The 19,098-nt window shown below is 55.9% G+C and carries 19 protein-coding genes; 10 read left to right on the top strand and 9 right to left on the bottom strand.

The genetic code is table 11. The annotated features are described in order from the left end of the window. Positions 1-8: 8 nt before the first annotated feature. Positions 9-1,319, bottom strand: a complete 1,311-nt coding sequence (locus tag ACR0AK_RS16660; RefSeq protein ID WP_480794528.1) for a sensor histidine kinase — start codon at positions 1,317-1,319, stop codon at positions 9-11. Positions 1,320-1,372: 53 nt separating this feature from the next. Continuing rightward, a complete protein-coding gene (locus ACR0AK_RS16655) occupies positions 1,373-2,041 on the bottom strand; it encodes a response regulator transcription factor (RefSeq protein WP_480794163.1) in 669 nt (222 codons plus the stop codon). A gap of 139 nt (positions 2,042-2,180) precedes the next feature. On the opposite strand from ACR0AK_RS16655, the gene ACR0AK_RS16650 reads away from it, so the two are divergent. The 5 genes from ACR0AK_RS16650 (at position 2,181) to ACR0AK_RS16630 (ending at position 7,821) form a co-directional block, all read left to right on the top strand. Next, positions 2,181-3,269 (top strand): type 2 periplasmic-binding domain-containing protein, encoded by a 1,089-nt coding sequence (locus tag ACR0AK_RS16650; RefSeq protein ID WP_170560195.1) that lies wholly within the window; start codon positions 2,181-2,183, stop codon positions 3,267-3,269. 79 nt (positions 3,270-3,348) lie between these two features. Beyond that, on the top strand, positions 3,349-5,379 hold the full coding sequence (locus ACR0AK_RS16645; protein ID WP_480794162.1) for a tripartite tricarboxylate transporter permease: 2,031 nt from the start codon (positions 3,349-3,351) through the stop codon (positions 5,377-5,379). An 88-nt stretch (positions 5,380-5,467) separates the two neighbouring features. After that, entirely contained in the window at positions 5,468-6,556 is a 1,089-nt protein-coding gene (locus tag ACR0AK_RS16640; RefSeq protein ID WP_480794161.1) for a 4-oxalomesaconate tautomerase, read from the top strand. Positions 6,557-6,607: 51 nt separating this feature from the next. After that, complete coding sequence (locus ACR0AK_RS16635) at positions 6,608-6,826, top strand: hypothetical protein (protein WP_170560189.1); 219 nt, start codon at positions 6,608-6,610, stop codon at positions 6,824-6,826. A gap of 14 nt (positions 6,827-6,840) precedes the next feature. Further along, positions 6,841-7,821: a D-2-hydroxyacid dehydrogenase family protein gene (locus tag ACR0AK_RS16630; RefSeq protein ID WP_480794160.1), complete on the top strand. Its 981-nt coding sequence runs from the start codon at positions 6,841-6,843 to the stop codon at positions 7,819-7,821. On the opposite strand, the gene ACR0AK_RS16625 is transcribed toward ACR0AK_RS16630, so the two are convergent. Then, on the bottom strand, positions 7,790-8,809 hold the full coding sequence (locus ACR0AK_RS16625; protein ID WP_480794159.1) for an AbrB family transcriptional regulator: 1,020 nt from the start codon (positions 8,807-8,809) through the stop codon (positions 7,790-7,792). The genes ACR0AK_RS16630 and ACR0AK_RS16625 overlap by 32 nt on opposite strands. A 123-nt stretch (positions 8,810-8,932) precedes the next feature. On the opposite strand from ACR0AK_RS16625, the gene ACR0AK_RS16620 reads away from it, so the two are divergent. Genes ACR0AK_RS16620 through tcuB form a run of 3 tightly spaced genes read left to right on the top strand, consistent with a single transcriptional unit; the run spans position 8,933 to position 12,088 of the window. After that, the gene (locus ACR0AK_RS16620) at positions 8,933-9,613 is read left to right on the top strand and encodes a GntR family transcriptional regulator (RefSeq protein WP_170560183.1); all 681 of its coding nucleotides are present in this window, start codon (positions 8,933-8,935) and stop codon (positions 9,611-9,613) included. Between the two features lie 11 nt (positions 9,614-9,624). Next, positions 9,625-11,019: an FAD-dependent tricarballylate dehydrogenase TcuA gene (gene tcuA, locus ACR0AK_RS16615; RefSeq protein WP_480794158.1), complete on the top strand. Its 1,395-nt coding sequence runs from the start codon at positions 9,625-9,627 to the stop codon at positions 11,017-11,019. Beyond that, positions 11,009-12,088: a tricarballylate utilization 4Fe-4S protein TcuB gene (tcuB, locus tag ACR0AK_RS16610; protein ID WP_480794157.1), complete on the top strand. Its 1,080-nt coding sequence runs from the start codon at positions 11,009-11,011 to the stop codon at positions 12,086-12,088. Before tcuA ends, tcuB begins: the two co-directional genes overlap by 11 nt. Positions 12,089-12,337: 249 nt before the next feature. Here tcuB and ACR0AK_RS16605 read toward each other — a convergent pair whose 3' ends face one another. Then, complete coding sequence (locus ACR0AK_RS16605; protein ID WP_480794156.1) at positions 12,338-13,486, bottom strand: aromatic ring-hydroxylating oxygenase subunit alpha; 1,149 nt, start codon at positions 13,484-13,486, stop codon at positions 12,338-12,340. 93 nt (positions 13,487-13,579) lie between these two features. Here ACR0AK_RS16605 and ACR0AK_RS16600 point away from each other — a divergent pair, with 93 nt between their 5' ends. Further along, a complete protein-coding gene (locus tag ACR0AK_RS16600) occupies positions 13,580-14,170 on the top strand; it encodes a TetR/AcrR family transcriptional regulator (RefSeq protein ID WP_170560177.1) in 591 nt (196 codons plus the stop codon). A gap of 24 nt (positions 14,171-14,194) precedes the next feature. Here ACR0AK_RS16600 and ACR0AK_RS16595 read toward each other — a convergent pair whose 3' ends face one another. The 5 genes from ACR0AK_RS16595 to ACR0AK_RS16575 all read right to left on the bottom strand — a co-directional run bounded on the left by ACR0AK_RS16595 (position 14,195) and on the right by ACR0AK_RS16575 (position 18,510). After that, positions 14,195-15,157, bottom strand: a complete 963-nt coding sequence (locus tag ACR0AK_RS16595) for an ion transporter (RefSeq protein ID WP_174822471.1) — start codon at positions 15,155-15,157, stop codon at positions 14,195-14,197. Next, a complete protein-coding gene (locus ACR0AK_RS16590; protein WP_480794155.1) occupies positions 15,150-16,340 on the bottom strand; it encodes a low temperature requirement protein A in 1,191 nt (396 codons plus the stop codon). Before ACR0AK_RS16590 ends, ACR0AK_RS16595 begins: the two co-directional genes overlap by 8 nt. Before the next feature lie 198 nt (positions 16,341-16,538). Further along, complete coding sequence (locus ACR0AK_RS16585) at positions 16,539-17,192, bottom strand: DsbA family oxidoreductase (protein ID WP_480794154.1); 654 nt, start codon at positions 17,190-17,192, stop codon at positions 16,539-16,541. Between the two features lie 3 nt (positions 17,193-17,195). Then, the gene (locus ACR0AK_RS16580; RefSeq protein WP_480794153.1) at positions 17,196-17,915 is read right to left on the bottom strand and encodes a glutathione S-transferase family protein; all 720 of its coding nucleotides are present in this window, start codon (positions 17,913-17,915) and stop codon (positions 17,196-17,198) included. Continuing rightward, positions 17,902-18,510, bottom strand: coding sequence for an NAD(P)H-dependent oxidoreductase (locus tag ACR0AK_RS16575; protein ID WP_480794152.1), 609 nt, complete (start codon positions 18,508-18,510; stop codon positions 17,902-17,904). Before ACR0AK_RS16575 ends, ACR0AK_RS16580 begins: the two co-directional genes overlap by 14 nt. 111 nt (positions 18,511-18,621) lie before the next feature. Between ACR0AK_RS16575 and ACR0AK_RS16570 the strand changes: the two genes are divergently transcribed. Then, entirely contained in the window at positions 18,622-19,008 is a 387-nt protein-coding gene (locus tag ACR0AK_RS16570) for a winged helix-turn-helix transcriptional regulator (protein WP_480794151.1), read from the top strand. The last annotated feature ends 90 nt before the right edge of the window (positions 19,009-19,098 follow it).

Raw genomic sequence — 19,098 nt, 5'->3', positions numbered from 1 at the left:
GAAACAGATTACAGGACTATGGGGAGCTCAAGCGTAATGCTAGCTCCTCTTTCGACTTGGTTGATTTCGACAATTCCTCCGTGGCGCTGCGCCACTGCAGAGACGATTGATAACCCCAATCCGCTGCCCTCGGAATACTCCAACTGAGAAAACCGATTGAATGCGACTTCGCTTTGGTCTGGCGAAAGGCCAGCTCCGTCATCCGCCACGGTTAGGTTGACGAATTTATTGTCACGCCGCAGCACAACTGAGATTTGGCTCAACTCTGGGCCACCGTGTTTGACTGCGTTGTCCAGCAGGTTCTTTAAAGCCTCAATCAGAAAGACCCGATCGCCGGATACCGTGATTGCCTTCTCAGGCATCGTGACATCAAACTCGATACCCTTTGCGAGGATGTGAACTCCCATCTCAGCGCAGGCCTCTTCCACGACCGAACGAAAGTCAATTTTATCCATTTGGTCTTGGTGCGTCGGCTGCCTGAGCCTCTCAAGTGACAACAGCTGTTCGGCCACTGTTGCTGAGTTTTTAGCCGCTGCAACAAGCTCTGAGATGCGTTTTTCTCGGTCGTCATCCGTTTTCGCATCTTGCAGCGCTTCGGCCATTGACTGCACGGCCGCCGCTGGATTCCGCAGTTGATGTGCAGCTTCGGATATAAACACTTGGTGGGCGTTGATACTTTTTTCCACCTGTCCAAAAAGCCGGTTCAGGGTTCTGACAACTCCTTGAACTTCGGCTGGAACAGGGCGCTTGATCTCACTGAGGTCATCTGGTGAACGCAGGTCAATTGCGTCCTGCAAATCCAACAAGGGCCTAAGGCCGCGCGCGACGCCGAACCACACCACAATGGCGAGGGTGGCAAGCAGAATTCCCATTAGAATTCCTGCGCGGATTGACAATTCATTCGCGAAAGCGTTGCGATCCGCCATACGTTGCCAGACTGTAACCGTCGCATCTCCGATTAGATTTTCAATGGTCACGCGTTCTGTCATCTTTAGAACGCGCACTGGTTCTTGGCGGTAGAGCGCTTCGAAAAACTGGGGCTTGTACACCTCTTGATCAGACGGGTTGGCGGCGGCAGGGGGGTAGGCATAGCCTGTCACATAGATGCCGCCGGGGCCCGTTACGTGGTAAAAAATCTCTCCGCCTGATGCGTCACGGATCATGCTGCGTGTCGTTGGTGACAGCGCATCACCTCCCGAAATCGCAACATCTCGCGATATTGCGAGACCTGCAGATAACAGGCTGTCGTCGAACAATTCCTGAGCCGTATTTTGCGCAATCATAAAGCGCCAAAGACCAAGCAGAGCGGCAATTAACACCAAGGGAGTTAGGATAAGAATGAAAAGTCTTAACCTGAGCGAGCCGTGATTGATCACTTCTGCACCTCAAGCAGATACCCCAGACCACGGGCTGTCTTTATTCTAATACCCAGATCTTGAAGACGTTTTCTCAGCCGCGATACATGAGGCTCGACGGCGGAGGCCTCGACATCGGCACCCACGCCGTAGACGTAATCCGTTAGTTGGCTTTTGGGAACAATTCTGCCCCTGCGTTCCAACAGGCACTCAAGCACCGCGATTTCCCGCCGCGGAATATCCATAACCTCGCCCTGTACACTTACCTGACGGGCAGCGCGGTCGAATTCCAGGCCGCCGATGCTCTCTTTTGCTCCGTAGTCGAGTTCCTTGCGTCGGGAAAGTGCCCGGATACGTGCTTCCAACTCGTCCATTTCGAATGGCTTAACCAGGTAATCATCGGCGCCCATATCTAACCCCGAAACCCGATCGCTTGTTTCGGCACGTGCCGTAAGCAAGATCACTGGTACGCCGTCACCACGATTGCGAAGAGACTTCAGGATCTCCAGTCCCGACTGTCCAGGCAAATTGATGTCCAGAACAACTAAGTCTGCGCCCTCTTGCGCAAGATACAAGTCAGCCTCATCGCCATCCAAAAGCACTTCTGCTGCATGACCCCGGTCACGTAGGCGATAGGCAATAGCTTTGGCGAGGGTCTCGTTGTCTTCGACGATGACGATCCGCATCGGGTCTCCTGCAAGTTTCGCGCAAGGTTGGCACTCCATGATTGCCAGATGGGAGGGGGAATCAACCCCACAGTTCTATTTGCGATCACGGTAGCGCGGAGGGCGTTGACGTGGTTGTCTGGTCAACAGGGAGGAACCAATGACCATTTCCAACTTCACCCGTCGCGCCGTCGTGGGGCTGATTGCCGCCGCCGGTATCGCAGCGCCTGCCGCCGCCGAGGTCGATTTCTCGGGCAAGACAGTTGAATGGGTCATCCCGTTCTCGGAAACGGGCGGGTCTGCCAAATGGGCCAACTTCTTTGCGCCGCTTCTATCCGAAGCGCTGCCAGGTCAACCGACCGTAGTGGTGAAATTCATGCCGGGCGCTGGTTCGACCAAGGGCGCAAACTGGTTCCAGGAGCAGAGCCATGACGACGGTACGCTGCTGTTTGGCACCTCCGGTTCAACTCAATTCCCATATCTGCTGAGCGATCCCCGCGTGCGCTATGAATACAACGACTGGATTCCAGTTATGGCGTCGGGAACCGGTGGTGTTGCCTATCTGAACGCCGAAGATGGAGCAAAGTTTGATGGCTCCGCGAACGCTCTGAAAGACACCAACTTCATTTATGGTTCGCAGGGCGCGACACGCCTCGACCTTGTGCCGCTGCTGGCCTGGCAAATGCTGGGTATGAACGTCGAGCCTGTCTTTGGTATCAAAGGCCGCGGCGATGGTCGTCTGATGTTCGAGCGCGGCGAAGCCAACATCGATTATCAGACCTCGTCCGGCTATCTGGGTGGATCGGCGCCGCTGGTTGAATCCGGTCAGGCTGTGCCGATGATGACCTGGGGTGCTCTGGATGCAGATGGTAATATCGTCCGTGACCCGACCTTCCCGGATATCCCGACTTTCAAAGAAGTGTGCGAGGCCACCGATGGCTGTGAAACCACCGGTGAGGCATGGGATGCGTGGAAAGCGTTCTTTGTAGCCGGGTTCCCCGTTCAGAAGCTGGCCTTCCTGCCGGGTGATACACCTCAGGAAGTGGTCGACGCATACACAGCTGCGTTCCAGGCTGTGACGGAGCGCGGCGACTTTGCCGATATCTCCTCGAAGCGCGTGGGCAAATACCCAGTGTTCGTAGGTGACGGCTCTAAAGCGGCACTGCAAACCGCGACAAACGTGGACGACAACGCCAAAGCCTACGTTCTGAACTGGCTCAAAGAAGCCTATGGTGTCGAGCTGAACTAAGCCCAAACACCACCGCGCGTGCCCCAATGTCGGGCGCGCGCTTTTCCAAACACAAGACAATTTATGAAAGGCGGCCGCTATGGAGGTTTTCGCCACAGCTGTTCCTGCGCTCAGTGACGCGTGGGGTCTGATCCTGCAACCTATCGTTCTGGGGTACCTTGTTCTTGGTGTCGTTATGGGACTGGCCGTAGGTGTTTTCCCGGGGCTTGGCGGTATTGCTGGTCTGTCCCTGTTGCTGCCTTTCATGTTCGGCATGGACCCGATCCTTGGATTGGCACTGATGATCGGAATGGTTGCCGTTGTTCCAACCTCTGACACCTTCGCATCAGTTCTTATGGGCATCCCCGGTAGCTCTGCCTCGCAGGCTACGGTGCTGGACGGCTTCCCGATGGCGAAAAAAGGCGAGGCCGCGCGAGCATTGTCAGCGGCCTTTGCTTCATCGCTGTTTGGCGGTTTGGTCGGCGCAACTTTTCTGACCATGTTCATCTTGGTCGCGCGTCCCATCGTTCTGGCATTCGGTCTGCCCGAGATGCTGATGATCACCATTCTTGGTTTGTCGATGGTCGCCATTCTCGCCGGACGTATCCCGTTGAAGGGTGTCGCCGCCGCAGGGCTGGGCCTGATGGTTGGCACGATTGGTGAGGCGGATGCAGGCGGCTCACTTCGTATGGCCACTTATGACATTCCTTACCTGACCGACGGTCTGAAATTGGTCATCGTTGGCTTGGGTATCTTTGCGGTGCCGGAAATCGTCTCGCTGCTGCGTCAAGACCGGTCCATTGCCAAGGGCGCTTCGCTAGGGGCTGGTTGGCTGGATGGCGTTAAAGACTGGGCTGCGAATATCTGGCTGTCGGTCCGCTGTTCGATCATCGGCGTGGTTGTCGGTGTCATCCCCGGCCTTGGTGGCTCGGTTGTCGACTGGATCGCTTATGGCCATTCAGTTCAATCGACCAAAGACAAAAGCAACTTCGGCAAAGGCGAAGTGCGTGGCGTTATCGGGCCTGAAAGCTCGAACAACGCTAAGGAGGGCGGGGGGCTTGTCCCAACGCTGCTGTTTGGTATCCCCGGCTCGGGTTCGATGGCGATCTTTATCGGCGCTGTTGCACTGTTGGGATCCGGCGATATCGAGGTCGGTCCTAGCATGCTCAAAGACAATCTCGACATTACCTATTCGATTGTCTGGCTGCTGGCTCTCGCCAACGTGGTGGGCACCATCCTATGTATCGCCGCCTCGGGCGGGATCGCCAAACTGACAACAATCCGCTTCACCTATCTGGCGCCGTTTTTGTTCATGCTGATCAGCTTCGCGGCATTCCAGTCCGGCCAAAACTTCGAAGACCTGCTGGCCCTGTTCGTCATCGGTCTGATCGGCATTTTCCTGCGCCGTTTCGACTGGTCGCGCCCGGCCTTTCTTATTGGGTTCGTGCTGTCGAACCCGGTTGAGAAATTCACCAACCAGGCGTTCCAGATTGCCTCTTTCCGCTTCCGCAAGAGCTTTGGCGAAGGCATGGAGTATGTCTTCAGCCCGATCGTTATCATACTGATCGTGGTCACCGTGGTTTCGGTCATTCTAGGCATTCGTCAAGCCAAGATGATCATGGCCGAAGGTGAGGTCAAATCCGGCAGCAAGCGCGCGCCGCTGATCTTCCTGTTGGTGATCATGGCCTATCTGATCGTGGCTTTGGTCAATGCCAACATGATCCCTGACTACAACATGACCGACAAGATCATCCCGCTGGTGATCGGCAGCGTGTCGCTGTTCTGCTGCGTCATTCTGTTGATCCAGATGATGCGGCGACCCGAGGGGGATGCAATCTTTGCCGACAAGGAAATTGCCGGCGAGGATGCAAGCGCGCCACATGGACTTTGGTCAACGCTCGCGTGGTTCGCAAGTCTGATCGCGGCCACCTGGGTTGTGGGGTTCATCCTCGCCCTGATCGGGTTCCTGATCGCATTCTTCCGCATTCGCGCTGGGTCCAGCTGGCAGATGACGCTGCTCCTGACGGCCTGCGGCATCGGTTTCATGTGCTTCATGGCTGGTGCCCTGAACCGGGATTTCCCGCCGGGTCTGCTGCAAGACATGGTGAACCTGCCATGGCCACTCAAGTAGGCGCTTCACGGTTGCCCGGCAGGCCAATCAGGCGGTCCGGGCAGCGCTGAATTCAGGAATTTCAACGGTTTGTAAAGGAGGGTTCGCAATGACCCAGACAGCAATCCCATATGTTTTCATGCGCGGCGGCACTTCCCGAGGGCCTTATTTTCGGCGCTCTGATCTGCCTGAAGATAGGGACACGCTGGCTGATGTGCTGGTCGCTGCCCTCGGGGCCGGGCAAGCGCTAAATATCGACGGGATTGGTGGTGGAAACGCAGTGACGACCAAAGTGGCGATGCTTTCAGTCAGCGAAGACGAATGGGCCGATATCGACTATTTCTTCGCTCAGGTTTCTGTTGATGAGAAGCTTGTCGATTTTAAACCCACCTGCGGAAACATCCTCTCAGGAGTTGGTCCAGCTGCGATCGAAATGGGATTGCTTCAGCCCAACGGCGATGAGACCGAAATCCGCATTCGCGCCGTCAATACAGGCGCTCGTGTCGTTGCCAAAGTGCAAACCCCGGGCGGAGAGTTGGTCTACGAGGGCGATGCGGAAATCGCGGGGGTTCCCGGTCATTCTGCACCCGTGCAACTGAGCTTTATGGGCGTTGTTGGCTCGGCAACAGGTGCATTTCTACCCACAGGAAAGTTGCGCGATACAGTGCAGGGGATCGAGCTGACGTGCATGGATGTCGCCATGCCGATGGCCATAGCCCGGGCAGCGGATTTTGGGCTGACAGGATATGAAAGCGCCGAAGAGCTGGATGCCAACCGTGCTTTCTTTGATCGAATGGAGGCCGTGCGGATCGAAGCCGGAAAACTGATGGGTATGGGGGACGTATCAAAATCGGTTACTCCCAAATTCGGCCTGATGGCACCCGCCAAGGAGGGTGGAACCCTTGCAGTTCGGTATTTCATGCCGTGGAAAACTCACCCAACTATGGCCGTCACGGGTGCGCAATGCATGGCATCTTGCGCCTTGACGCCCGGAACCGTGGCAGACGCGTCGCTTGATCGCCCGGATTCAAGCCCGGCTGAAGTTGTATTGGAGCACGCCTCGGGCAAGATCGACGTTCTGGTGGACTTCTCGAACGACGGGGAGTTCAATGTAATTTCCGCCGGTCTGGTGAGGACTGCGCGTAAATTGGCGGACGGGCATGTTTATGTGCCGGAATCTGAGTGGAACGGCAGTTGAAATGACAATTCTCATTAGGTATACTATGGTATACATCATGAGGATATCACGATGGACGACTATTCCGAATGCCTTGATATCGCGCGTCAGGAACTCAGGCTGGCGCAGTCGGTTCTGCGGAGGGACATCGCGGACTACCCGACACCGATTGCCGGGTGTGATGAGCAATTCAACCATTTGCTGGATCAACGAGAACGGGTTCGCAATGCGCTTGAAGCACTCGACACACGTCATTTTGTGCCGACGCCAAGAAAACTGAGCACCGAGTAGGGTATAGAAAGTCGATGAAAGTACACATTCTGGATGACTGGTTTGACACACTGCAGGGCCTGCCCTGTTTTGAAAAGCTATCTGGCCATAACGTGAAGGTCTGGACAGATCATGTCGATGATACCGGCGAATTGGCTGAACGCTTGCAGGAAGCTGAGGCGCTGGTGTTGTTTCGCGAACGCACCAAGGTCACCCGCGATTTGGTAGAAAAACTCCCAAACCTGAAGTTGATCAGTCAGCGCAGTGTATATCCACACGTCGATGTGCAGGCGTGCTCGGACAACGGAGTGCTGCTGTGTTCGAACATGCATGGCGGGACGCCCTCATATGCCGCAGCCGAACTGACATGGGCGCTGATCATGGCGGGGATGCGCGATTTGCCCGCGCAGATGGCCTCGGTCAAAGCGGGGCAGTGGCAGGCCGGAGTTGGCAAGACCCTGAGGGGGAGGAAACTGGGGCTGTATGGATATGGCCGTATCGCCCGCGCTGTTGCTGACTACGCCGAGGCGTTCGGGATGAATGTGGTCTGGTGGTCCTCGGACGAAGGTCGGGCGAGAGCGCATGCAGATGGCGTGCAGGTAGCCGCAAACCGCGAAGCGTTCTTTGCTCAAAGTGATGTTGTCTCAGTCCATGTTCGCCTGAAGCCAAACACACACGGCGTCATCACCGCGTCGGATTTCGCGCAGATGCAACCTGGAGCACTGTTTGTGAACACCTCCCGGGCCGGGCTGATTGCTCCGGGTGCTTTGTTGGACGCGCTGAACGCCGGTCGTCCGGAGAAGGCCGCAATTGATGTCTTCGATACCGAGCCGCTCATTGACCCGAATGACCCTTTGCTATCGCACCCTAACCTTATTGCGACACCGCATATCGGCTTTGTGACCGAGGACGAATTCGACCTGCAATTCTCAGACATTTTCGATCAGGTGAACGCATATGCTGCAGGCGCTCCCGTTCACATGATTAACCCCGAGGTTTTGACCAGCGCAGGATAAGGTTGGCTGCTATCGGCGCACCAATGATCACCAGCACAATCCTAGTCAGGTGGTGCGTGATCACAAAGCCCAGGTCCGCGCCCGAAACGATAGCCAGCACTGTCATCTCGGCCTGTCCGCCGGGGGCAAAGGCCAAGAAGGCCTCGACCGGCTGGCCGAGCCCCAACGTGGTGACAACGGCGGTGAAAGCGGCGGCCAAGATGGCAAGGACGATGACATAGGCGAAGCCCGCTGCAACCACCCGGCGGAGTTCGACCCAAGTGACGCCTACGAATTTCACGCCTATCCCGCACCCGATAAAGAACTGCGCTGCAAGGATAGCCTCGCGCGGCGGGCGGGTATGAATGAAATCACCCAGTGACAGAGCCGCTGTCAGGATCATTGGGCCGAGGATGGATGCACCGAACAGGCCGATCCGCTCACCGCCTTTCCAACCGACAAGGGCCGCCAGTACCATCAGCGCCAGTTCATGCAATGGGAGATCACGCGCAGGCTCTCCGATCGGGTTGGTGAGCTGGGCATCGTAGAACACTGTCAGAAACAGGGGGGCCAGCGTTACGATGATCAGCACGCGCGTACCGTGAATCAGGGAAAGTGTACGCGGGTTGGCGCCTGCTTCGGCGCCAAAGATGATCATGTCCTGCAATCCGCCTGGCATGGCGGCGTAAAAGGCGGTCGTGGTGTCAAACCCCCAGATCTTGCGAAAGAATGGCACGCCGACCAGTGCGATCAGCAGGATGAAGAATGGGACCAGCGCGATAGATGCGGCCATCTTCGGCAGCTCTGCAAAAAGGGCAGGGGTAATCGAAGCCCCAACTGCAACACCGAGTATAGTGCGCGCTGCAACCGAGACCTGACCAAAACCTTCCATAGGGGCATGCGCCAGGGCAGCGATCAGACATGCGCTCATTGGGCCGAACAGAAAGGGCAGCGGCAGATTCAACGCCCAGAATACTCCGGTGCCCAGCAGTGCAAGGGCCAGTGTCACGGCCCTCTTTGTCAGGAGAGGAGGTGTTTTGTCTTGGGTGGGCAAGGCGCGGCTTTCGGCAATATTGACTCGCTATGTATCCAAATGTATACAACTGGACGCAAGAAGACAAGTGAGCGTTCGATGACCATTCAAGACGACCCCTTACAGCCTGGCCCACAAGGCAATTCAGCGTATCAACGCCTGCTGGACGAGATTCGGGATGGCACACTGCTGCCTGGCGAACGTCTGCGCGAGATTGAGCTATCGGAACGACTGGGCGTCAGCCGCACCCCTGTGCGCGAGGCTATCCGTCAGTTAGAGGCCGACGGGCTAGTCACTCATGTGCCCCGGCAGGGCGCAACCGTACGCTGTCTCGATTACGCCGAAGTAATGGAACTCTATGAGATGCGCGCGGTGCTCGAGGGAACTGCAGCCCGTTTAGCAGCGCGTGCTGCATCGGATGTCGAGCTAGACGAGCTGAGCGTTTTGAATGATCGCTTGGCCGAGGCTGGTACCGGTTCGGAAGCGGCTCGGATAAACCGGATTTTCCACGCCACACTTTTGGACGCAGCAAAGAACCGGTTTCTTGCCAAGTCTATGTTGTCTTTGCAAAAAGCGCTGTTGATCCTTGGGCCATCGCAATTGCTGGACGGTGATCGGGCCGAGACAGCAGTGGCAGAGCATAAGCGGGTCATGGCTGCCTTAAAGGCCCGTGATGGCGCAGCGGCTGAAACAGAAATGCGCGCGCATATTCAGGCTGCACAACGGATGCGTATTCGGGCGTTGCAAGAACGCGACCGGACAACCGACAAAAATCAATAGGTAGACAGGATATGGCCACCCAAAAGGAAGCTTATGATATCGCTGTGATCGGCGGCGGGAATGCTGCCCTCTGCGCCGCGATGACTGCTGCCGAGGCAGGCGCCCGTGTTCTGATCCTCGAGACGGCACCAAAACCCTATCGTGGTGGAAACTCCCGCCATACACGCAATTTTCGTTGTATGCATGGCGCACCTCTCGGCCCGCTGATCGAAGAATACAGTGAAGATGAGTATCTTGAGGATCTGCTCAAGGTCACTGGCGGCAAAACCGACGAACATCTTGCTCGTCTCGCGATTCGAACCTCCGAGGAATGCCTGCCGTGGATGGAAGAACACGGCGTGCGGTTCCAACCTTCTCTGTCCGGGACACTGTCACTGGCGCGGACCAATGCGTTTTTTATGGGGGGCGGGAAGTCTCTGGTGAACGCCTATTACCGAACTGCGGCGGGTCTGGGTGTCGATGTTCTGTACGAAGCAGCTGTCACGCATCTGGAGTTGAACGGTGATCGGATCGAGTGGGTCGATTACAGCTATGAGGGCCAATCTCATCGCATCACACCCAAAGCCGTCATCGTTGCCTCAGGTGGGTTTCAGGCCGACACCGATTGGCTGACCCGTGCATGGGGAGAACCGGCAAAGAATTTCTTGATCCGGGGTACACCCTACAACCGTGGCGTGGTTCTGTCCGATCTGTTGGATCAAGGTGTGGACAGCGTCGGCGATCCGACGCAATGCCACGCCGTCGCCATTGACGGGCGTGCGCCGAAGTTCGATGGCGGTATCGTCACCCGCCTGGATTGTGTGCCGTTTTCAATCGTCGTGAACAAGAATGCCGAGCGGTTTTATGACGAGGGCGAAGATGTTTGGCCCAAGCGCTATGCGATCTGGGGACGTCTGGTGGCGGCCCAACCGGATCAAGTTGGCTATGTTATCATAGATGCTAAGTCTCTGAATCTGTTTATGCCGTCGGTCTTTCCACCGCTGAAGGCGGACACCCTGGAAGAACTGGCCGCAATGATGGATCTGCCCGCCGAAAAGCTTAAGGCGACCGTTGCTGAATTCAACGAAGCATGCGGCGATACCAGTGGATTTCATCCGACTGAGTTGGACGGGGTCACGACCTCGGGTCTGACACCGCCCAAGACGAACTGGGCGCGTCCGATCATGGAGCCTCCGTTTTATGGCTACTCGCTGCGCACCGGTGTGACCTTCACCTATCTGGGCCTGAAGGTCGACGACACGGCGCAATGTTCGACCGCCAACGGAAAGATCAAAAACCTTTGGGCCGCCGGCGAGACCATGGCCGGGTCGATCCTGGGGCAGGGGTATCTGGCCGGTTTCGGCATGACCATCGGAACCGTTTTTGGACGCATCGCAGGACGTGAGGCCGCCGCTTATGCAAACTGAACTTATCCAAGAAGCCCGCCGTCAGGCCGAGATTTGTAACGCTTGCCGCTATTGCGAGGGCTATTGTTCGGTCTTCCCGTCGCTGCACGCGGAACGCGCGTTCTCGGATGGAGACATCACGCAACTGGCCAACCTGTGCCACAACTGCCGGGGGTGTTACTACGCTTGTCAGTATACGGCGCCGCACGAGTTTGACCTAAACCTGCCGAAAGCTCTGGCTGAAGTGCGGCGGGACAGTTGGGAGAGCTTTGCTTGGCCGCAACCTTTTGCGCGGCGGTTCCATACGCATGGTGGCGCAATCGCGCTGGCCCTGGTCATCGGTTTTGCCCTGCTGTTCTGGGCAATTCGCGTTATCGGTTCCAGCGGAGGAGAGGGGTTCTATGCCGTCCTGTCCCACAATGCGATGGTCGCAATCTTTGCGCCCGCATTCTTGTTGCCACTCTTTAGCGTGGCTATCAGCCTGAAGCGCTATTGGGCGGAGGTCGGTGGCAAACCCATCCAAATGTCTGATCTGACTGCTGCGTTCAAACGCGCTGGCAAGATGCAAGACTTGGCCGCAGGCCACGGCGAGGGTTGCAATTTCGAAGACGAAGACCGCTTCAGTCAGGCCCGACGCCACATTCACCACGCCATCATGTACGGCTTCCTGCTGTGCTTTGCGTCGACCTCGGTGGCGACGGTTATGCACTACGGGTTCGGATTGCACGCGCCCTACGGGTTCTGGTCTCTGCCAAAACTCTTCGGGGTTTCCGGTGGTATTCTGCTGACATTAGGTTGTGCAGCCATGGTTCTGCTCAAGCAAAAGTCGGATCGCGAGCTCGGCGACGCGTCTGCATGGGGCGGTGAAATCGGCTTCGTCCTATTGCTCGGCTTTGTCGGGTTGAGCGGACTAGTCCTTTACGCCCTCGGTTCAACGATTCTGATGCCTGCACTGCTTGCCATCCACCTTGGATCTGTTCTGACCTTTTTCCTGTTAATACCTTTTACGAAGATGGCTCATGGCTTCTATCGGCTCGTGGCTTTGATCAGAGACGCGCAGCGGAAGAGAGAATTGTCAGTTATTTGCTAGCAAACATCCAACGCCAAGGGGTTAAAAGAAGTCGCAATTGAAGCGCATTTTGATGCCATTGCAGGCTTCGTTACAGCAGCCCGGGCGGCGTTCAACGTCCGGAACGTGTCGTTTGCTGTGATTGACAACGTCGGCACGAAAGGCAGCTTTGCCCGCCGTAGCAGGCGTTCATTGAATTCTGCCGAATTACCACTTCGAGCCCGATGTAGCTTTGAGCTTCCAGGCCGCTAACAAGAAGGTCAAAGGCTTTTAGCTTGCAAGCATTTCTTCGACGCACGCGTTAAATCGGTGTAACGCGCCTTCGAAACGTCCGAATAGATGGCTTGGATTGCCGCGTGAGGCAAAGCCGGATTGGATTTCTTCGCCCAATTCGAAATCCTCCATCAATGCTGTCACTGTGATTTTTTGGTTCTTGTCCCAATGTGCTTGCATCTCCTCCGTATCTGGCAAGGCACTTGGAACCAGCGTTGCCATACGGACATGGGTCAAGTCATGGGCAATGGGTTCGAAATGGAACCACATAACATGGTCCTGTTGCACCAAAAGCTGAGAGTTTGACATTAAGGTGAACACCATATTGGCATCCCGTCGTATTTCCCAATTGTCTTCGGGCATATCGCGCATATCCAGCATTGAAATCCGAGGCAGAATTGCGCGCATATGCGGACCAAACATCTGGTAGGTCAGCAGATTGTCGGGGAAATAGGGGCCTATCGTGTTCTTGTGGGCGACCCGGAAGTGATAAGCTTCCATGCCGCCTTCCATCAACAGCTTCCAGTTTGCTTTAATGTCAATCTCTTCGATCGCTGCGATGCGGTGTTGATCCAGTCCGATCCAATCCAGTTCTGTACTGATCCCCGCAAGCCAGCCATCAATATCCGGCATCTCAGCGAGATCTGGATCTGCAACGATCCAGATGAACCCATTTTTCTCAGCGCAGGGCAATCGACGCAGGCCGCGCTCAGCGCGTGGAAGGTCGGGAAAACCCTGCGCTTCTTGCGGCACCGCACGCAAATCACCTTCGTTGGTCCAACTCCAGGCGTGGTAGGGGCAAGTAAAGACGCGCTTGCAGCCCTTTGCCTCTCGTTCCAATTTCGCGCCGCGGTGACGGCAAACGTTAAGGAAAGCACGAACATTCCCATTTTCATCGCGTGTCAGCAAAACAGGTAAGTCTAAAAACCGTTTGGTCAGAAAAGCACGAGGCACTTCAAGCTCCGAGCTTTGCGCGACTATGACAGGGCGTCGCCTGAAGATCAAAGCCCGCTCACGCTCGAACCGTTCCGGGCTGGAGTAGCGTGAAATCGGGGAGTGCGCGATCGTATCATCCAGGAAAGCCGACTTCTGGTCCGCCAGTCCGATGATCTCTTTTATCAGTTCGATTTCTGTTTGTCTGTCCAACGCGCTGCCCCTCACTTACCGTTCGGTAAGTTAATTACCACTTGGTAAGCATAAGTTCATCTGATACGTAGCGTCACAAAAGGAGAGCGTTCCATGAACAGGCAAAACGATCCGAGGGTAGGCTATTTGACGGTCGCCTCGAAACAGTTTGCAACCCACGGCTATCATGGCGTAAGCCTTGCCGCCTTGGCCGGCGAAGCAGGTGTGTCAAAACAGGCCTTGCTACATTTCTTTGGAACGAAGCAAAAGCTGTACTCCGAGGTTCTATCCGGCCTCGCTAGCAGGCAATTTGCTGAAATCGAAGCGGCGAAACAGCCCGACCCAGTGATGCACCTAAAAACCTATCTCGATCGATTTCTGGCGTCCAACTTGTCGCTGCCCGATGACGCGCGTCTGACTGTTCGAGCGTTATTGGACGTTCACGCGAATGCCAAAGTTTGGCCTATGAAGGCTTATCTGGACAGGTTGATTGAGATCGCCAGCCATACCCCGGCTGGGCAGGAAGCAAGTGAAATCGAATTGCGCGCCCGGGTATTTCAACTGATCGGTGCGGTGCAGTATTTTGCCATATCAATGACCGCGATTGGGGGGATGTACGGAAAAACGAACGCCAGCGAATTGACTGCTCGTTTTTCCAAGCAAATCTCAGACACGGTAGACAGCTTGTTCGGGCCATCAAGCTGACGAGTGCAGAACGGAAGTGACCGTTCAGGGCTTGTCACTTTGCTTCGTGGGCTGACCGCAGGTGGGACAGTGATCAACCTGTGACATCGTTTCGGCATGAACGCGGTTTCGGATATGATCAGCGGCGCGGCGCGACAGGCCCAACTGCTTGCGAACTGCATCGATGTCTGCCTCGTCCGCCTCGCAGATATCGCCATCCTCTAACGCTTTACGAAACTCGCGCTCAAGGCTGGCTCGTCGGCGGTGCAACTGGTCGTTGAGACCGCTGGCGATGATCCCTGCAGGCAATGCAGCCATACCGATGCCAATCACCGTGATCGCAGCGCCGAAGATCTTACCGGCAACCGTCACGGGGGTCACGTCGCCATAGCCAACGGTCGTCAGCGTCGCCATCGCCCACCACATCGCTGCTGGGATCGAGCCGAATGCCTCTGGTTGCGCTTCGTGCTCTGCCAGCCAAGCACCGCTGGCGGCAAAGATCAGCATCACCATCAGGATGAAGAAGCCTGCAAAAAAGGCGCCGGCTTCTTCTTCGAACACGGCTAGCAACATGCCCAGTGCGGGCGAATACCGCGTGAGTTTGAGTAGCCGCAACATACGGAAGGTTCGCAGCAGACGGAGGTCAACCGGGAAAAACAGGTAAAGCAGCGCTGGCAATATCGCCAGTAGGTCGATGATAGCAATCGGGGAAACGGCCCAGGAAGCACGGGTTCTGTAATTTGGGTTTTCCGTCGCAACCCAGAGTCTGCCTGCGTACTCGATAACGAATACGAACAGAGACAGACTCTCAAAAACATTAAGCGCAAACCCCCAGCGGTCATAGATAGAGTCGACCGTCTCAAGGATGACGGCGGCGACGTTCAGCGTTATAAGGGCGATCAGCGCCAGTTCCAGCAACCAGGGGCCGGTGGCAGCCCGGTTCGGGCGTTCAAGCCACCAATAAACTCGTCTTCTAAGACCGCTCGAACCCGTCACTGCTTCACTCATGCCGAAACTTCGTCCAGGCGCGTATCAAGGGTATCGCGATTTGCGATAGCAAGGCTGTCCCCCAGATCAGATTTCCAACCAATGAGGGGACATGTGGGACGATATAGAAACAGGCGATTGCCAAAACGATCCCAAACACCCGGACATCCCAGCGCCCGAAGTCCGACGCCAAACGGTGTTCGATGACGTTCTGAAGCACCCAAAGCATGGCGATGTAGCCGGCAAGACCGAAACAGCCAATGGCGGCATACTCGGTTGGGTATGGCTCCCAAAACCCAACTTTGACCTCAGCTGCAAGAGCTACGCCGACCATGACGCCGCACAACATCAAGATCAGGTGCGCAAGCCACCAGGTGACCAAAGTTGACACCCTCTTGTCCTTTGGTTTGGCATTACCGACAAAGTCGAAATAGATCCAACACATGACGAACATCGAAACGCCGCCGATGACGAAGTTGACCAGCACGTCGGGCGAAACTTTGTAGATACCTTTTTCAGAAAGGGTAACGACAAGTTTAAAGAACCCTTCGCCTAAAACGATCAGTGTCAAAAGGGCAAACCGCTCGGCCATGTGGCCAAGGCGCGGGACGAAGCGCTCAAAGCGCAGAACAGTGACGCCGGGGATCATGTACATCGCCTGCGTGGCAACCATCGCGGCCGCAAACACCCAATACGCAAGTGGTGCGGGAAGAAACGCCGTGATCGCAAAGATCAATGCAAAGACCGAGAAATTGCGGATCTGCGCCGTCGACATCGACTCGCCTGATGAATTTGCCCGTCTGGCGCGATAATACAACGCCGCGATCATGGCCCGGTTTGCGGCAAAACCCAACGCAAAGAAAACCCAGCCTTTTCCGTCGATGGCCGGGATCGCTGCGGCCATGAACATCACCGTACAGATCATTACCGACATGATCAGGCGGTGCCAGAAATCAGTACTGACGTAGATCGAGTTGAAAATACTGAGCTCACCCCACGCGTACCAGAGCGTGATAAAGACCCCAGCGAACACAAGAAACCCATGCAGATCGAGGTGATGTGACAGATAGTTGCCCAGCAGGAATATCGTCACGACATGGATCAGGTCATAGAAAAGCTCGGCCCAGTGGACATGTTCATGCGCGTGGTCGAGGTCTTGATGATGTTGCGGCTTTCGCCACATGGGGTGGTCATGCAGTGCCATAAATTGGAAACTCTTGAAAGTTGATAGACTGTAGTGGCCGGCATGCGGCCACCTTGATTGAGTTGATATTTAAAGACGAAGGTTGTCGTGGAGACCATGAGCTTGCAACCCCCGTAACGGTTGTCAAGCGAGGGCATGCCGGAAGACACCCAGCTAACCTCGCGGCAATCATGCAACTCGGGCCGGTACTCACCGGCGTCACGCGGCCCTGTTATCTTGCAGATGTAACAGAATGCGGGCGTAGTTTTCTTCGCCTTGCGCGCCGGTTACAAGGTGACGTTGGTTGAACACCATTGCGGGCACGCCCTGAGTACCTTGGCCGATCCAGAACTGTTCTTTCTGGCGAACACTGTCGGCCCGTTTTTCGCTTTGGAACATGGCAAGCGCATTGGTGCGGTTCAGCCCGATGCCTGCGGCCGCGTCGGCGAGAACCTGCATGTCCGAGACGTCCTCGCGGCGGGTAAAGAAGGCCGCAAAAAGTGCCTGCTTCATCTCGTGGCCTTTTCCTAGTTCCGTTGCCCAGTCAATCAACTGATGCGCTCGGAAGGTGTTATACATCCGCATGTCATCGGCGTAATTGAACGTAAACCCCAGTGCTGCGCCTATCTCGGTGAGGTGGGCCCGCGCCTTGATCGATCCCTCTAAAGTGGTCCCGTATTTTGCCGCCAGGTGTTCGCGCAGATTCTCGCCACCCTCGGCCATCTGCGGGTTCAACTCGAATGGATGCCAATGGATATCTAGTGCGATCTGGGCGTCGCGCGCAGCCTTAGCAAGCTGGCGGTAGCCGATCACACACCACGGGCAGACAACATCCGATACGATATCTACGCGGATGGTGGGAGCGTCATGCACGGTTCAGTTTCCTTTCACATCGCTGGAAAATCGCGCGGCGTTTTCTTTGGCAAAGGCGCGGGAATCTGCGTTGGCATCCCAGAATTGGGGGTTGGCCTTTGGGATGGTCAAAGCCCGCTGCACGGCCGGCCGGGCATCAATGCGATCGAACCAAGCATTCAGATGCGGTAGGTCCGACACATCTACTTTTGCCCAGACGTATGCACGCGCCCAGGGGTACAGCATCATGTCGGCAATCGTGTATTCGTCGGCAGCGATCCAATCACGCCCGTCCAGACGCGAGTTCATCACCTCCATTAAGCGGCGGCTTTCGTCCACGTAGCGACGGATTGAAAACGGCTCTTCGTGGCCATTGGGCGCAGCAATGTGCTGGAAATACATCGCCTGTCCCATCATCGGTCCCACGTGCCCAACCTGAAACAGCATCCATTGCATTACTTCGGACCGTTTGACCGGGTCGGATGGCAGGAACTGTCCGTATTTCTCGGCCAAGTGCCATAAGATCGCACCGGATTCGAAAATCGCGCGGCCTTCCAAGCGGTCCTCAATCATTGGGATCTTTCCGTTCGGATTCAGCGCTAAATAGTCCGGCGCCTTTTGTTCCTGTTTGGAAAAGTTGATATGGGTCAGGTCGTAGGGGAGACCTGCCTCTTCCAGAAAAATGACCGGTTTGTAGCCGTTCATCGTGCCTGCGGTATACAGGTGAATATCAGGCTGGGACATGTGCGACCTCGAAAAAAGTGGTTTTCAGATGCGCGTCAAATCGAGCGAAATCGGCGTCGATTTCGGGGTTCTTCATAACATCGAAAGCAGCGAATGTCGGTAGGGCTTGCATGCTGAAGAACTTGGCGTTCAGATGTATCGGGCGCAGCAGATCGTCAACGCTTGCTCCGGCAAAGAACGGCTCGGCGTGGTTGTCGAATGCTTCTTTCGGCGCATTGAAGGTCACCGACAGCATGTATGTCTTGCCGTGCAGTGATCCACCCATGCCGTAATTGGCCTTTGGTGCGTCGGCGGTGCGACCGTCGCCTGCGCATAGGCGGCCATCCATCCCGGCTGTGTAGACCTCATCCATGTATTTCTTGAAAACCCATGGGACGCCCATCCAGTTTACCGGGAACTGCATGATGACCGTATCGGCCCAAACATGCGCCTCGACCTCTGAATTTGCGTCATAGGCTTCAGCAACGGTGGTCATGCGTATCTCGTGGCCCATTGCGGCCAACGTGTCGCGTGCGAGTTCGGCCAGGCTGGCGTTCAATTGTCCGGGGGCGAACTCATAAGGCTGAGTGCCGTTCACGATCAGGATTTTGCTCATGTCCATATCCTATATGTGCATTGTGTGAACCCCTTGACGTATGAGGGGGTTGGGAGCATTTGAGTGTTGAGGTAAAGAAAATCAACCAGTATACTTTTAGTAACCTTAAGCATGAGGAAAAGGATAACAATGCGGGCGCGGGTGGACGCAGATGTTAAAGGGCGCCGAATTGTGACAGAGGCCTGTCAGGAACCATGCCCAATTGAACGGGGCATGCGGATCATCGGCGGCAAATGGACCGGGTCCATACTATGGCACCTGAAGGATGGTCCGGTGCGCTTCAACGATCTTGCTCGGATGCTCGGTGGGGCCAGCAAAAAGATGATTGCCGAGCGGCTGCGCCAGCTAGAGGATCAAGGGCTGGTGAACCGACACGTGATGGATACCGCGCCGGTTTCCGTGCAGTATTCTATCACTGACCTTGGCCGCACTGCACTTGGGTTTCTCGACGAACTGCGAAAGTGGAGCGAGGAGTTGCCTAACGGCTTAAAGCGATGACTCTCGTCCGTATTCAAAGATCTCAAAGCCAGAGTTTTTCTGACCGCGTACCGAACGTGGTTTTCACCAATCTGCGGATTAAGTGATAAG

It is taken from the genome of Ruegeria sp. BI12, from assembly GCF_056537985.1.
Note: the sequence above shows the minus strand (reverse complement) of the source record. Positions and strands in the feature narration are given on the sequence as shown.